This is a genomic window from Microbacterium sp. B19 (assembly GCF_000333395.1).
GTDB lineage: Bacteria > Actinomycetota > Actinomycetes > Actinomycetales > Microbacteriaceae > Microbacterium.
In genome coordinates this window covers 1-13,125 of the sequence record NZ_BADA01000182.1, presented here as the reverse complement: position 1 = coordinate 13,125, position 13,125 = coordinate 1, and the positions used below count along the sequence as shown (strand labels likewise).

General features: G+C 70.1%; 16 protein-coding genes, 2 tRNA genes and 1 other RNA gene. 10 read left to right on the top strand and 9 right to left on the bottom strand.

Going from position 1 to position 13,125, the window contains the following annotated elements; translation table 11 throughout:
- Together I5G_RS21135 and I5G_RS06980 are read right to left on the bottom strand one after the other, a co-directional pair.
- A partial coding sequence (locus I5G_RS21135; RefSeq protein WP_083896573.1) for a DedA family protein occupies positions 1-711 on the bottom strand: 711 nt, incomplete at its 3' end.
- Between the two features lie 51 nt (positions 712-762).
- Positions 763-844 (bottom strand) — tRNA-Leu (locus I5G_RS06980).
- A 126-nt stretch (positions 845-970) separates the two neighbouring features.
- On the opposite strand from I5G_RS06980, the gene I5G_RS06975 reads away from it, so the two are divergent.
- Entirely contained in the window at positions 971-1,990 is a 1,020-nt protein-coding gene (locus I5G_RS06975) for an NADPH:quinone reductase (RefSeq protein ID WP_022878416.1), read from the top strand.
- A 4-nt stretch (positions 1,991-1,994) separates the two neighbouring features.
- Here I5G_RS06975 and I5G_RS06970 read toward each other — a convergent pair whose 3' ends face one another.
- Together I5G_RS06970 and I5G_RS06965 are read right to left on the bottom strand one after the other, a co-directional pair.
- The gene (locus tag I5G_RS06970; protein ID WP_022878415.1) at positions 1,995-2,639 is read right to left on the bottom strand and encodes a YoaK family protein; all 645 of its coding nucleotides are present in this window, start codon (positions 2,637-2,639) and stop codon (positions 1,995-1,997) included.
- 72 nt (positions 2,640-2,711) lie between these two features.
- Complete coding sequence (locus tag I5G_RS06965; protein ID WP_022878414.1) at positions 2,712-4,028, bottom strand: MFS transporter; 1,317 nt, start codon at positions 4,026-4,028, stop codon at positions 2,712-2,714.
- Here I5G_RS06965 and prfB point away from each other — a divergent pair.
- The 4 genes from prfB (at position 4,027) to smpB (ending at position 7,676) form a co-directional block, all read left to right on the top strand.
- Positions 4,027-5,139, top strand: a complete 1,113-nt coding sequence (prfB, locus tag I5G_RS06960) for a peptide chain release factor 2 (RefSeq protein ID WP_022878413.1) — start codon at positions 4,027-4,029, stop codon at positions 5,137-5,139. The genes I5G_RS06965 and prfB overlap by 2 nt on opposite strands.
- Before the next feature lie 102 nt (positions 5,140-5,241).
- Positions 5,242-6,234 carry a cell division ATP-binding protein FtsE gene (gene ftsE / locus I5G_RS06955; RefSeq protein ID WP_022878412.1) on the top strand — a complete coding sequence of 331 codons (993 nt, stop codon included), beginning with the start codon at positions 5,242-5,244 and terminating at the stop codon, positions 6,232-6,234.
- Positions 6,231-7,148 (top strand): permease-like cell division protein FtsX, encoded by a 918-nt coding sequence (ftsX, locus tag I5G_RS06950; protein WP_022878411.1) that lies wholly within the window; start codon positions 6,231-6,233, stop codon positions 7,146-7,148. The genes ftsE and ftsX overlap by 4 nt, the downstream gene beginning before the upstream one ends.
- A 51-nt stretch (positions 7,149-7,199) precedes the next feature.
- Positions 7,200-7,676 carry an SsrA-binding protein SmpB gene (smpB, locus tag I5G_RS06945; RefSeq protein WP_022878410.1) on the top strand — a complete coding sequence of 159 codons (477 nt, stop codon included), beginning with the start codon at positions 7,200-7,202 and terminating at the stop codon, positions 7,674-7,676.
- Positions 7,677-7,679: 3 nt separating this feature from the next.
- Here smpB and I5G_RS06940 read toward each other — a convergent pair whose 3' ends face one another.
- Together I5G_RS06940 and I5G_RS25230 are read right to left on the bottom strand one after the other, a co-directional pair.
- Positions 7,680-8,327, bottom strand: coding sequence for an SIMPL domain-containing protein (locus I5G_RS06940; protein WP_022878409.1), 648 nt, complete (start codon positions 8,325-8,327; stop codon positions 7,680-7,682).
- A gap of 25 nt (positions 8,328-8,352) precedes the next feature.
- The gene (locus I5G_RS25230) at positions 8,353-8,976 is read right to left on the bottom strand and encodes a hypothetical protein (RefSeq protein WP_148286428.1); all 624 of its coding nucleotides are present in this window, start codon (positions 8,974-8,976) and stop codon (positions 8,353-8,355) included.
- 186 nt (positions 8,977-9,162) lie between these two features.
- On the opposite strand from I5G_RS25230, the gene ssrA reads away from it, so the two are divergent.
- Positions 9,163-9,532: a transfer-messenger RNA gene (ssrA, locus tag I5G_RS24505) on the top strand.
- A 51-nt stretch (positions 9,533-9,583) separates the two neighbouring features.
- Here the strand turns inward: ssrA and I5G_RS06925 are convergent.
- Entirely contained in the window at positions 9,584-10,123 is a 540-nt protein-coding gene (locus I5G_RS06925) for a YaeQ family protein (RefSeq protein WP_022878406.1), read from the bottom strand.
- 60 nt (positions 10,124-10,183) lie between these two features.
- Here I5G_RS06925 and I5G_RS06920 point away from each other — a divergent pair, with 60 nt between their 5' ends.
- Positions 10,184-10,438 carry a hypothetical protein gene (locus tag I5G_RS06920; protein ID WP_022878405.1) on the top strand — a complete coding sequence of 85 codons (255 nt, stop codon included), beginning with the start codon at positions 10,184-10,186 and terminating at the stop codon, positions 10,436-10,438.
- On the opposite strand, the gene I5G_RS06915 is transcribed toward I5G_RS06920, so the two are convergent.
- Together I5G_RS06915 and I5G_RS06910 are read right to left on the bottom strand one after the other, a co-directional pair.
- Positions 10,429-11,004 (bottom strand): hypothetical protein, encoded by a 576-nt coding sequence (locus tag I5G_RS06915; protein ID WP_022878404.1) that lies wholly within the window; start codon positions 11,002-11,004, stop codon positions 10,429-10,431. The two genes, I5G_RS06920 and I5G_RS06915, sit on opposite strands and share 10 nt — an antisense overlap.
- Positions 11,004-11,837, bottom strand: coding sequence for an inositol monophosphatase family protein (locus I5G_RS06910; protein WP_022878403.1), 834 nt, complete (start codon positions 11,835-11,837; stop codon positions 11,004-11,006). Before I5G_RS06910 ends, I5G_RS06915 begins: the two co-directional genes overlap by 1 nt.
- Before the next feature lie 103 nt (positions 11,838-11,940).
- Here I5G_RS06910 and I5G_RS06905 point away from each other — a divergent pair.
- The 3 genes from I5G_RS06905 to I5G_RS06895 all read left to right on the top strand — a co-directional run.
- A tRNA-Lys gene (locus I5G_RS06905) sits at positions 11,941-12,016 on the top strand.
- Between the two features lie 92 nt (positions 12,017-12,108).
- Positions 12,109-12,630: an NUDIX domain-containing protein gene (locus I5G_RS06900; RefSeq protein WP_022878402.1), complete on the top strand. Its 522-nt coding sequence runs from the start codon at positions 12,109-12,111 to the stop codon at positions 12,628-12,630.
- Positions 12,627-13,125 (top strand): alpha/beta fold hydrolase (locus tag I5G_RS06895; RefSeq protein WP_022878401.1); only part of this gene is annotated, 499 nt, incomplete at its 3' end. The genes I5G_RS06900 and I5G_RS06895, both read left to right, overlap by 4 nt.

Genomic DNA, 13,125 nt, shown 5'->3' with positions numbered 1-13,125 from the left:
TGGGGTCCAGCACGAGGGAGCCCGATTCGGTGTCGTGCCGGCCGCCGCTTCGCGTTTCGTTGCCGCGCGCTCGCGGAAGTAGTGCACGGCGATGAAGATCCCGGTGCCGGCGACGGCGGCGAGCAGGATGACGTCGATGTACTCGGTGACGATGTCGCGCACGAACGGGATGTAGCCCACGGCGTAGCCCAGCATGGTCAGGCCGACGCCCCACAGGATCGCGCCGATGAGGTTGTAGAGCGAGTACTTGCGCCACGGCATGTGGCCGACGCCGGCCGCGATCGGGGCGAACGTGCGCACGACCGGGACGAAGCGGGCGAGGATCACCGTGATGCCGCCGAAGCGCTCGAAGAACGCGTTCGTGCGTTCGACGTTCTTCCGGCTGAAGATGCCGGAATCCTTGCGTTCGAAGATCGACGGCCCCGCCTTGTGGCCGATGAAGTACCCCACCTCGCCACCGATGAACGCCGCGACGCCGATTGCCAGGGCGACCCACCAGGCGTTGATGCCGAACACGCCGTTCGGCGCCGCAGCCGTCGAGTGCGACAGCAGCCCCGCCATGATCAGCAGGGTGTCGCCGGGCAGCAGGAAGCCGATCAGCAGGCCCGTCTCGGCGAAGATGATGAAGCACACCACCAGAAGGGCCCACGGCTGCGAGTTGGTGATGATGGCGGCCGGGTCCAGCCAGGGGAGCAGGCCTGCGGAGTGGATCACATCGGTCCCGTCGGGTCAGGGGAATCGGTGTCGCGGAAGGGACATCCGTGCGGAAGGGGGGACTTGAACCCCCACGCCCGAAGGCACAGGAACCTAAATCCTGCGTGTCTGCCGGTTTCACCACTCCCGCGAGTGACCTCATTGTAGGGCCGCGCGGAGCCCGCTCCATGTGAAGAGGCCGTCAACGTGCGACCGGGATCGAGGGCGAAAGGCGTGTCGCGGGAATGCCCGCGTGCCCCTGAGTCTTGGCATCCGTATGAAGGCCATCGTCTATGCGACTCCCGGTGACTCCTCCGTCCTCTCGCTCGTGGAGCGGGAGCTCCCCGAACCCGGCCCGGGCGAGGTGCGCGTGCGCATTGCCGTCTCGGGCGTCAACCCGACCGACTGGAAGGCCCGCGCGTCCGTCGGGCGCGAGCTCGTGGCCGACGAGGTGACGCCGAACCAGGACGGAGCCGGAACGGTGGATGCCATCGGCCCGGGGGTCGACGACGTCTCCGTCGGAGACCGGGTGTGGATCTACCTCGCGGCGCACCAGCGCGCCAGCGGCACCGCGGCGGAGTACTCCGTCGTGCCCGCCGCCCGCGCCGTGCCGCTGGCGGATGACGCGTCGTTCGCGCTCGGCGCGAGCCTCGGCGTCCCGGCGATGACGGCGCACCGCGCGCTCACCGTGCACGAGTTCGGCCCGTCACGCCTGTCGCCCGGTGCGTTGGACGGGCGGACCGTGCTCGTCCAGGGCGGCGCCGGCGCCGTCGGACACGCCGCGATCCAGCTCGCCGTCTGGGCCGGAGCGACCGTCATCGCGACCGTGAGCAGTCGCGAGAAGGAGACGCTCGCGCGCGCGGCGGGCGCCCACCACGTGCTGCGGTATCCGGATGCGGGGCTGGCCGATGGCATCCGCGAGATCGCTCCCGACGGCGTCGACCACATCGTCGAGGTCGCCATCGCCGAGAACGCCGGGCTCGACGTCGAGGTCATCGCCAACCACGGCTCGATCGGGTACTACGCCGACAACGGCGGCGACGAATTCACGGCCGCGGTCCGTGCGAGCTTCGCGAAGAACGTGCGCTGGCAGGGGCTGCTGCTCTACACGGTCGGCGAGGAGGCTCTCGAGGCTGCCGCCGAGGACGTGTCGGCCGCGGTGGCCGACGGCGCGCTGCCGGTCGGAGAGGAAGCCGGACTCCGGTTGACCTGGTTCCCGCTCGAGGAGACCGCGGCGGCGCACGACGCGGTCGAGGCGGGTGCGACCGGAAAGGTGCTGATCCGCGTCGGCGACTGAGCCCCTACGCCACCGGCCGGGGGCGCCGACCGAGCACGGCCGCGCAGATCGCGAGCACGGCCGTCGCGAGGGTCAGGGCGAGCGGCGATCCTGCGCGGTGGGCGAGCGCACCGACGACGGCGCCCCCGAAGAGCGACGCCCACAGCAGCAGGGGCCGTTGCCACGCGGTGCGTGAGCCGCCGGTGACCAGTGTGGCCAGTGCCAGACCGAGACTCACGAGCGTCCCGGTCGAGTAGGTGATGGCGACGCGCGCGCGTCCGTCCGCGAGGAACAGCGTGTTCAGCGCGCCCATCGCGGCCGCGAGGAGCCCGGCTCTCCACAGTGTTGCGTCGCCCGCCAGAGCCAGGGCCGCGGCGGCGCCGACGAGGGCCGCGGCTCCGCCCACGATCCAGGGGCGGTGTCCCGCCAACCGCGCGTTCACGACACCGCCGACCGCCACGCCGAGGACGAAGGCGGCGATGATGCCCGCGGATGCCGCGGCCACGAGCGTCCCGGGACCGAACAGGTCAACCGCGGCCTGGGTCGAGTTCCCGCTCATGAAGGAGACGAACAGCCCGCCGGTGTCGAGGAAACCGATCGCGTCGACGAACCCGGCGACGGAGGCGAGCACCGCCGAGACGGCGAGCGAGCCGCGGTCGACGTCCTTCATGCGGCTCCTTCGGTCACGGCATCCGGGTCGGGTTCCCCCTCATCGTGGTGCGCCGCGGCGAGTCCGGGCAAATCACCGGGATCGCGGCACGTAACGCGGGACCCAGCGCACGAACCCCACGGCCCCGGCGACCGCGACCACTCCCATCGCCGCGACGGCGACCGGGAGCGAGATCGCCGCGGTCAGCGCCGAGACGAGGACCGGGGCGACCGCCCCGCCGCCGTCGGTGAGCGTGCGCCACGAGCCGAGGAAGGCGGCCGGCTCGTCGGGTGGGGCGAGGTCGGCGCCGAGGGTGAGCAGGATGCCACTGGAGAGCCCGTTCCCGACGCCGAGGACCGCCGCGAACATCCCGTACCAGAGCGCCGAGCTGCCCGACCCGTGCGTCAGGGACAGCGCGAAGAAGCCCGCGCCCATCAGGACCATGGCGGGGAGCGCGGCCCAGAGCCGCCCGAACCGGTCCATCACCTGGCCGCTGGCGTAGAACAACGCGAAGTCGATCGCGCCCGAGACGCCCACGACCACCGCGATCGTCGAGGCATCCAGCCCGAGCGAGACACCCCACAGGGGGAGCACCACCTGCCGCGCCGACCGGACCGCCGAGAGCGACGCGGCCGCGAGCCCGAGCCGTGACAGCACGCCGCGGTACCGCCACATCGTGCGGAAGACCCCGGCCCGCTCCGCGGTGGGGATCGCGCCGGTCACCGGCTCGCCGGTGTCCTCCTCGTCCAGGCTCGAGCCGGCGCGCGCGGGCTCCTCGACGCGCGAGGCGGAGGCCGCGGGGACCAGGCGCTCCGGGTCGGGGCCGAGGAACACGAGCAGGATCGTCGCGACCTGGCAGACCGCGAAGAACGCGATCGACGCGGACTCGTCGCCGAAGATCCCGAGGAGCGCGGCCGAGATGAACGGGCCGACGAACATGCCGAGCCGGAACGTCCCGCCGAGCAGCGACAGCGCCCGCGCCCGGAAGTGCAGCGGCACGCGCGTGGTCATGAACGAGTGCCGGGCGAGGGCGAAGGATGCCGCGCAGAACCCGATCAGAAACACCGCCGCCGCGAACACCGCGAGCGAATTCGCGAACACGACGCCCACGAGCCCGCCCAGGATGACGATGCCCGCCACGCCCATCGTGAGGCGTTCCCCGAACCGGGCGACCGCCCATCCCGCCGGGATGTTGCCGCACAGCGTCCCCACGACGAGCGCCGAGGCGATGAGGGCGGCCAACGCGACGTCGGCGCCGAGCCGGTTCGCGATCACCGGGATGAGCGGGATCACGGCGCCCTCGCCGAGCGCGAACAGCAGCGTCGGGCCGTAGATCATGGGCGCGAAGCGGAAGAGCACATCGCGGGGGGAGTCGCTCGTCATCGTCTCCACGATAGGCTGGAGTGTCATGCTCGAACTGGACCTTGCCGCCGACATCCAGGCGCTGCGCTCGACCTTCGCCGATATTCAGGCCGTGGTCGACGTCGACGCACTCACCGCCGACATCGAACGTCTGAACGAGGAGGCGGGCGCACCCGACCTCTGGGACGACGTCGACAACGCCCAGAAGGTCACCAGCCGTCTCAGCCACCGTCAGGCCGAACTCAAGCGCATCACCGAGATCGGCCAGCGCCTCGACGACCTCGAGGTGCTCGTCGAACTGGCGAACGAGATGGAGGACGAGGACTCCGCCGATGAGGCGCGCAAAGAGCTCGCGTCGCTGCGCGAGGTCATCAACCAGCTCGAGGTGCAGACGCTCCTCGACGGGGAGTACGACGCGCGCTCGGCCGTCGTGACGATCCGCTCCGGCGCCGGCGGCGACGACGCCACCGACTTCGCCGAGATGCTGCTCCGCATGTACCTGCGCTGGGCCGAGCGCCACAAGTACCCGGTGAAGGTCATGGACACGTCCTACGCCGAAGGCGCGGGCATCAAGTCCGCGACCTTCGAGGTCGACGTCCCGTACGCCTACGGCACGCTGTCCGTCGAGGCCGGCACGCACCGCCTCGCGCGCATCAGCCCCTTCGGCGGCGCCGACAAGCGCCAGACGAGCTTCGCCGCAGTCGAGGTCATTCCGGTGATGGAGGAGGCCGTCGAGGTCGAGGTGCCGGAAGGCGACATCCGCGTCGACGTGTTCCGTTCCTCGGGCCCCGGTGGACAGTCGGTCAACACGACCGACTCCGCCGTGCGCATCACGCACATCCCGACGGGCCTCGTCGTCTCGATGCAGAACGAGAAGTCGCAGATCCAGAACCGTGCGGCCGCCATGCGCGTGCTGCAGACGCGCCTCCTGCTGCTCAAGCGCGAAGAGGAAGCGGCCAAGAAGAAGGAGCTCGCGGGCACGATCACCGCGAGCTGGGGCGACCAGATGCGGTCGTACTTCCTCTACGGTCAGCAGCTCGTGAAAGACCTCCGCACCGGATACGAGGTCGGAAACCCCGCGGTCGTCTTCGACGGCGATCTCGACGGTCTCATCGCGGCCGGCATCCGCTGGCGCAAGCGCAAGGACGACGACGACTGATCGATGGATGCCACGGGTGTGGCATCCATAGGACTCTCCCGGTTTCGTGAACCGGCGCGTCCTGTCGGGCTGGGGGAGTCGCGCGCTTAGGCTCGTCGAGCCATGATCCGGTTCGAGAACGTCACCAAGCGGTATCGCGGCACCACGAGACCGGCGTTGAACGCCGTCGACTTCGAGGTGCAGCGCGGAGAGTTCGTCTTCCTCGTCGGGGCTTCGGGCTCCGGCAAGTCGTCGTGCCTGCAGCTCATCCTGCGGGCGGAGACGCCGAGCGAGGGGAGGGTCGTCGTCCTCGGACGCGACCTGCGCACGCTGTCGAACCGGAAGGTGCCGTACTTCCGGCGCCACATCGGGTCGGTCTTCCAGGATTTCCGGCTGCTCCCGAACAAGACCGTGCACCAGAACGTCGCGTTCACGCTGCAGGTCACGGGCGCCTCGCGCGGGTTCATCCAGCAGGCGGTGCCGGAGGTGCTCGCGCTCGTCGGTCTCGACGGCAAGGAGAAGCGTCTGCCGCACGAGCTCTCCGGTGGTGAGCAGCAGCGCGTCGCGATCGCGCGCGCCCTCGTGAACCGCCCCCAGGTGCTCCTGGCCGACGAGCCGACCGGAAACCTCGACCCCGGCACCTCGATCGACATCATGCAGCTGCTCGCCCGCATCAACGCCGGCGGCACGACGGTGGTCATGGCCACGCACGAGGCCGGCTTCGTCGACCAGATGCAGCGCCGCGTGATCGAGCTCCGCAACGGCGAGATGGTGCGCGACGAGCGGCGCGGCGGCTACGGCGACACGTCCGGCCTGCCGCGCCTCGCCCCCGAGGTCGAGAAGGGCGCGGCCGCGGTCGCCGCCCTCACCGCGGTGCTCGAGGTGCAGCGCGAGGTCGCGCACATCACCGGTTCCGTGGAGCCGCTGAACCTCGAGGACGCGAAGCGCGCGGAGGCGGAGCGGACTGCCGCGGCCGCGGCGCCCGTCGAGGAGCCGAGCACGCACACGCGCTCCGTGCCCGTGACGACGCCCGACGTCGATGCGCTCGGCCTCGCCGACCGTCTCGGACTCGCCGACAAGAACGACCGCGACGACGAAGTGGGACCCACGTCATGAGGTTCGGGCTCATCCTCTCGGAGGCCTTCACCGGTCTCCGCCGCAACGCCTCGATGGTCATCTCGGTGATCCTCGTGACGTTCGTCTCGCTGACCTTCGTCGGTGCCGCGATGCTCATGCAGATGCAGATCGGCAAGATGCAGTCGTACTGGGCCGACCGCGCCCAGGTCGCCGTCTTCATGTGCTCGACGGTGTCGGACAAGGATCCGTGCGTCGCCGGTCAAGCCGCGTCGCAGGACGAGATCGACAAGGTCACGGCCACTCTCGACGGCCCGGCTCTGGCTCCGCTGATCCGCAACTACACGTACTCGACGAGCGAGCAGGTCTTCGAGGATGCCAAGTCGCAGCTGCCCGAAGACATCATCGGGGTCGTCTCGGCCGACCAGTTCAACGCCACCTTCAACATCAACCTCGTCGACCAGAGCCAGTCGGACGTGATCGCCGAGGCCTTCACGGGTCAAGCCGGTGTCGAGAGCGTCACCGACCAGATGCAGTACCTGGAGCCGCTGTTCCAGACACTCACCGTCGCGACCTACGTCGCCGTCGGCATCGCAGCGCTCATGCTCATCGCCGCGGTGCTGCTGATCGCCACGACCATCCGACTCTCCGCGTTCGCGCGGCGGCGCGAGCTCGGCATCATGCGACTCGTCGGCGCCTCGAACCGCTTCATCCAGACGCCGTTCGTGCTGGAGGGCGTGCTCGCCGCGCTCATCGGCTCGGCCCTCGCGAGCGTCGCCGTGTGGGCGATCGTCGGGGTCGGGGTGAATCAGTACCTCCGTGACCGCATCAGCTTCATCACATCGTGGGTGGGTTTCGGTGATGTCGCCATCGTGGTGCCGGTGATCATCGTGATCGGCGTGCTGTTGGCGGCGCTGAGCGCGAGCTTCGCGATCCGCCGCTGGTTGCGTGCCTGATCGCGTAGACTGAGGGGCTCTGTGTGCCCGGAATCATGAGGAGGTGGCACCATGCCTCGTGAGCAGGGTGAAAAGCTCATCGCGTCGAACAAGAAGGCGCGTCACGACTACGCGATCGAGAAGACGTACGAAGCCGGTCTGGTGCTCACGGGCACCGAGGTGAAGTCGCTCCGCCAGGGGCGGGCGAACCTCACCGACGGCTATGCCTACATCGACGGCGGTCAGGCGTACCTGGATGCCGTTCACATCCCGGAGTACTCGCAGGGGCACTGGACCAACCACTCGGCCAAGCGCACGCGCAAGCTGCTGCTGCACAAGGACGAGATCGTGAAGCTGTCGCACGCGGTCGCCGCCGGTGGCTACACGCTCGTGCCGCTCCGGCTGTACTTCCTCGACGGTCGCGCCAAGGTCGAGATCGCGGTGGCGAAGGGAAAGCGCGAGTTCGAGAAGCGCCAGACGATCCGCGAGCGCGAGGACAAGCGCGAAGCCGAGCGCGCCATGCGCACCAAGAACCGCCTGGGGGAGTGACCCTCACTCAGCGACGAAGCGCCCCTCGACGGTGGCGCTCACGACGAGCTCGGGCGGCTGCAGGCTGAACGACGGGCCGGTGTCGGCCTTCGCGAACATCATGCGCGGGGCCGCGGCATCCGGTCGCGACTCGAGCAGCCCGGCATCCGCGATCTCGACCGCGGTGACGGATGCCAGCCCCAGTGCCTCGGCATAGGCGGCGGCGCGCTCCACGGCGACCTGCACGGCCGCGGCGGCCACCTTCCGCTCGACACCCACGCGCGTGTCGCGCGCGAGGCGCCAGTCCACGGCCGTGACCTGTACGTCGTCGGACTCGGCGACGTCGCCGAGCCACCACGACAGCGCGCCGGCATCGGTGAAGGTGGCCGACAGCTCGACGCTGGCGTGGTGCACGAGGGGCAGTTGCACGCCCTCGCTGTTCCACGGCCGATCCGACCACACCGAGACCCGCGCGCTCGACCACTCGGACACCTCGCCCGAGCGCAGGTGCGCCACCAGACCGTCCTGAACGGATGCCGCCCGCTCCTGGGCGCGCTCCACCACAGGACCACGCGCGGGACCGTCGGTGGACACGGTGACCCGAACGGCGGCCTCCTCGGCGCGGACGCGCGTCTCGCTCTCGCCCCGGACGGTGATGGTGACCTGACTCATGCGGCGAGCCTAGAGGACCCCGCGATCACGCAGCAGGCTTGATGTAGTCCAACTGGTTGCGGATCATGGCCCATCGAACGTCGGTGCCGGTGAAGAGGAAGGTCTGTCCCCAGCCTTCGTCGTCCGCCCATCCCTCGTCGCCGCGGAGGGCCCACTCCACGCCCGCGGGGACCTCGATCCGTTGGAACCCGCGGGTCTCGAGAGCGTCCTGCGCCGCACGCGACGCGGCGGAGTCGATCGGCGCCCACGCGAGGTCGAGCACGTTGTCGGTGGGAACGTCGGGCCCGGCGCCGAACCGGCAGCTGAGCTGGCCCTTCGGCGCTCCGTCGGGGAACTGATCGAACGGGCTGTGCCCCGTGGTGTCGCCCGCCATGTTCCAGCCCACCCACCCGTTCTGGGTGACTTGGGCGCGGAACTCCGGAGTGATCATGTCGTCACAGGAGGCGAATGCCGCGCTCGTGGTCGAGGTGGGGGACGGTGACGCTCCGCTGCTCGTCGGCGAGGCGGTGGTCCCGCTCGCCGTCGCCGAGGGGCTGACCGTACCCGAGGTCGGCGCACCCGGAGTGGTCGGTTCACTCACGCACGCGGTGAGGAGGAGAGCGGTGGCGATCAGGAGCGTGGGGGCCAGGAGGCGGCGGGAGGGGGTCACTCGTCCACGCTAGGGCGAAGGCTCGTTCAACACGCCGAGGCGGGGAGCGTCGTGATCGACACGTTGCGAGAGCGCGGGGGAATGCGCGGGGGTCCTCGGCGTTGTAGACTGTGATGCTCGGGTGTTTCGGCATCCGAGGTTGGCAATTCCACAGTGTGACGATGGTCGCTCCTGCACGGAGTTCCCGGGGCTGATCGGTTTCGACAGCGCCTGCGAATCCGCGAGAAGCGGGCCGAGGATGTGGGGTTATCTCGTAAACGCTCCCTGCAAAACAATAAGTGCCAATGCTAAGCGCACTGACTTCGCCCTCGCTGCCTAAGCGAGCCCGATAGTCCGTCAGACCGTGTGTGACCCCGCCACGGATCCTGGCGTCATTTAGGGGTCTTGCTGTGTGACGGCGTCCGGACGTCACGCGGGACTCTTCCCGGACTGGGCCTGTCGACTTAGGTGTCTGTGACAAAGGTCGGGGCCGAGCAGAACGTCTGCACAGACTGCGCCCGGAGAAAACGCGGAGACCCAGCGTTGGACGGGGGTTCGATTCCCCCCAGCTCCACGAACCATCGTCACCGGAGAAACCCTCGCCCGCACGTCGCGGACGGGGGTTTTTCTATGCGGCGGACCGCGTGTGCACGTCGCTCTCGCCGGACAGGTCGTTGAGCTCGAGGTACACGCGGCTCTCGGTGCGGGTCAGTGTCGCGGTGTTGCGGCGCTCGATTGCGCCGGCCATCCGCTCGACGAACCCCGGGTCGAACGAGTGGAGCAGCACGTCCTCTGCCCGGTGGATGCGCTTGCCGGCCCACGGTGCGGCGACCTTCTCGGGGTCGCGGTGGGTGTAGACGGCAACCCGCTCGGCCTTCATGCTGCCGGTGTGGAGGCGGGCGGCGTCCGGGGCTCCCACTTCGATCCAGGCCACGAGTGCCCCGGTGAGGTCGCGCACCATGACGGCGGGCTCGTCGGTCGCCGAGACGCCCTCGCTGAACGCGATGCCCTCTTCGTACTCGAGGCAGTACGCGAGCACGCGCGTGAGCATGTACGGGTCGGTCTCGGACGGATGCCGAGCGACCCGGAGCTGCAGTTCGTCGTACACGCCGCGGTCGACGTCCGAGAGCTGCACCGTGAACGTGTGAATGGTCGCGCCGATAGCCACGACGATCGAGCCTACGCGACCGGCTTGCCGGGCACCGCGCTCGCGACCTAGCGTCGGAGCATGCCCGATCCCCGCTCGCAGCGCATCGACGTCGGCCCGTTCCAGCTTGATCCGGATGCCGAGCTCCAGGCCTGGCAGGCCGTGGCGTCCGACGGTACCTCGCTGCCCGCGGGATCGTGGAGCGACTGGGTGGCGCTGGCGCAGCGCGTGCTGCAGATCGACACGATCTGGCGCGAGCGCGAAGCGCGGGGCGACGCGTGGGACGAGGGGCACGCGGCATCCGGATCCGTGGATGCCGTGAACCCCTACCGCTGACTCGGCGGCCAGTCGATCAGGACGAGGCTCTGCTTCGTGTCGGCGACCTTCACGAAGCCGTCGCCGAACAGGTAGGTGATGCCGTATCCGTCGACGCCGCGGCCGCCGAGCCAGTCGGGGTTCTCGGTCACGTAGACGTCGCCGTTGCTGGCATCCTCGCGCTTCCACCCGGATGCCACGAGGTCGCGCTCCGCCTTGTCGGCGGCGGTGGCGTCGATCGGCGCCCACCCGAACATCTGGACGCCCGCCGCCGTCGCGGAGCCGTCGCTCCACTTGCACAGGATGCCGTCGGGCACCTCGGTCGCGCCGACGCGGAACGGCTCGCTCTGCGCCTTCCACCCGATGCTGCGGAAGTCGGCGGCTGTCGAGGAGAGGATGATCGTCTCGCACGTCGGGTCGGCGGCTTCGGCATCGGGGGTATCCGTGGGCGTCGCGGCCGGGGTTGCGGCCGAGTCGTCCGTGGGTGCCGCCGAGGGAGTCGCCGGGGCCGCGGCCGTCGGAGTGCACGCGGTCAACACCAGCGCGGTCAGGAGCGCAGCCGATGCCGCCGCGAGGGTGCGCCGCATCACGGAGTGTCCTCCGCGTGGAGGAACGCGAGGAACGCGTCGTGCAGCACGCCGTTGGTCGCCAGGGACGACTCCGCGTCGAGGCGGTCGGATCCGTCGAACGCCGAGAACCGGCCGCCGGCCTCCCGCACGATGGGGGCGATCGCCGCGATGTCGTACTCCTTCACGCCGAACTCCGCCACGAGCTCGAGGCGCCCTTCCGCAAGCCACATGTAGGGGAGGGCATCGCCGTAACCGCGGTCGCGCCACACGGCGCGCGCGAGGCGCTCGAGCGTCGGCACGAGGTCGACGTCGTCCCACTGCTCGATGCTCTGGAAGCTGATGCTCGCGTGCGCGATCTCATCGACGCCGGACACATGGATGCCACGGGCCTCGCCGTCGCGGCCGTTCGTCCACGCGCCGTGCCCGGTGGCGGCCCACCAGCGCCGGCCGAGCGCCGGCTGGCTGACGACACCGACCTGCGGCACTCCGTCGACGGTGAGCGCGATGAGTGTCGCCCAGACCGGGATGCCGCGCATGTAGTTGTGCGTGCCGTCGATGGGGTCGATGACCCACCGGCGTGCGGTGTCGCCCGTCGTCCCGTACTCCTCGCCCAGGATCGCGTCGTCGGGCCGCTCGGCATCCAGGATCTCCCGAATCGCGCGCTCGGTCGCCAGGTCTGCTTCGGTGACGTGGGTGCGGTCGGGCTTGGTGTCGATGCGCAGGTCGGCGGCGTCGAAGCGGGCCATCGCAACCGCGTCGGCCGCGTCGGCCAGGCGCAGGGCCAGCGCGAGGTCGTCGCTCAGGGACGGTCCGGGGTGCGCGGTCGCGAGGGTCTCATCGATGGGGGACACGCGTCCAGGATAGACGGCGACGCCGGGCCGATTTGGCGCGGCCAGGTCACGCCTGGTAACGTAATCCCTCGGTTCGGAACGCGTTTTCCGGGCCGAACGGAACGCACCTCTAGCTCAATCGGCAGAGCAACTGACTCTTAATCAGTGGGTTCTGGGTTCGAGTCCCAGGGGGTGCACCACCGGGCCCTCACCCTCACGGGTGGGGGCCTCTTTCGTTTTCGCGCGGGTGTCGGCCCTCGCGCTGCCGCCGCGACGACGGCAGGATGGCGGCATGGCCGACGACGAGATGTGGGACGTCACCGACGTCCAGGGAACCCCCACCGGCACTCTTCACCGGAGGGGCGACGGGCCGGTGCCCGTCGGGTCGTTCCACATCGTGGCGTCCGTGTGCGTGGTGGCATCCACGGGTCGGGTCCTCGTGAGCCGCAGGGCCGAGGGCAAGGACTACCCGCTGGCATGGGAGTTCCCGGCGGGCAGCGCGCTGCGCGGGGAGTCGAGTCGGCGCGGGGCGATCCGCGAGCTCGATGAAGAAGTGGGGATTTCCGTCCTTCCGGATGATCTCGTGCTCGTGGGGCGGGTCGTAGAGGAGCGCGCGCTGTTCGATCTGTGGTCCGTTCACGTCGCGGGTGAGCCCGCGGTGGTCGTCGACCCCGAAGAGGTCCTCGAGGCGGAGTGGGTCGACCTCGACGAGGTGCGTCGGCGCTGGGAGGCGGGCGTTTTCGCCACGCCGTGGAACGCGCGCTTCGAGCAGCTGTGGGACGAACTCGAGATCGCGGTGCGGGGCGAGCGGTGAGCGATCGCACGCACGCCGTCACGGTCGCCGGCGGCTCACTGCACGTGGGGGAGTGGCATCCGGATGCCGAGGGCTCGCCGTGGCTGCTCGTGCACGGGGTCACGGCCTCGCATCTCGCGTGGTCGTGGGTGGCTCGCGAGGCTTCGGACGTGCGGCTGCTGGCGCCGGACCTGCGCGGTCGCGGCCGCAGCGCCGACCTGCCGGGGCCGTTCGGGATGGCGGCCCACGCCGACGATCTCGCGGCGGTCCTGGATGCCACGGGTGTCGAGCGCGCGCTGATCGTCGGGCATTCGATGGGAGCGTTCGTGTCTGCCGTGTTCGCCGACCGTCACCCCGATCGCGCCGCCGCCGTGGTGCTCGTCGACGGCGGTCTTCCGCTCGACCTTCCTCCGGGGATGCCACCCGTCGACGCGGTACGGCACGTGCTGGGGCCCACAGCGGCACGCCTGGGGATGCGATTCGCGGATGCCGCGGCCTACCGCGACTCTGGCGCGC

Excerpts from the sequence above, each read along its gene's own strand:
- smpB (WP_022878410.1), top strand. The coding sequence starts at position 7,200 with ATGCCTCGTGAGCAGGGTGAAAAGCTCATCGCGTCGAACAAGAAGGCG.
- ftsE (WP_022878412.1), top strand. The coding sequence starts at position 5,242 with ATGATCCGGTTCGAGAACGTCACCAAGCGGTATCGCGGCACCACGAGA.
- I5G_RS06915 (WP_022878404.1), bottom strand. The coding sequence starts at position 11,004 with ATGCGGCGCACCCTCGCGGCGGCATCGGCTGCGCTCCTGACCGCGCTG.
- ftsX (WP_022878411.1), top strand. The coding sequence starts at position 6,231 with ATGAGGTTCGGGCTCATCCTCTCGGAGGCCTTCACCGGTCTCCGCCGC.
- I5G_RS06970 (WP_022878415.1), bottom strand. The coding sequence starts at position 2,639 with ATGAAGGACGTCGACCGCGGCTCGCTCGCCGTCTCGGCGGTGCTCGCC.
- I5G_RS06900 (WP_022878402.1), top strand. The coding sequence starts at position 12,109 with ATGGCCGACGACGAGATGTGGGACGTCACCGACGTCCAGGGAACCCCC.
- I5G_RS06975 (WP_022878416.1), top strand. The coding sequence starts at position 971 with ATGAAGGCCATCGTCTATGCGACTCCCGGTGACTCCTCCGTCCTCTCG.
- I5G_RS06940 (WP_022878409.1), bottom strand. The coding sequence starts at position 8,327 with ATGAGTCAGGTCACCATCACCGTCCGGGGCGAGAGCGAGACGCGCGTC.
- I5G_RS06965 (WP_022878414.1), bottom strand. The coding sequence starts at position 4,028 with ATGACACTCCAGCCTATCGTGGAGACGATGACGAGCGACTCCCCCCGC.
- I5G_RS06920 (WP_022878405.1), top strand. The coding sequence starts at position 10,184 with ATGCCCGATCCCCGCTCGCAGCGCATCGACGTCGGCCCGTTCCAGCTT.
- prfB (WP_022878413.1), top strand. The coding sequence starts at position 4,027 with ATGCTCGAACTGGACCTTGCCGCCGACATCCAGGCGCTGCGCTCGACC.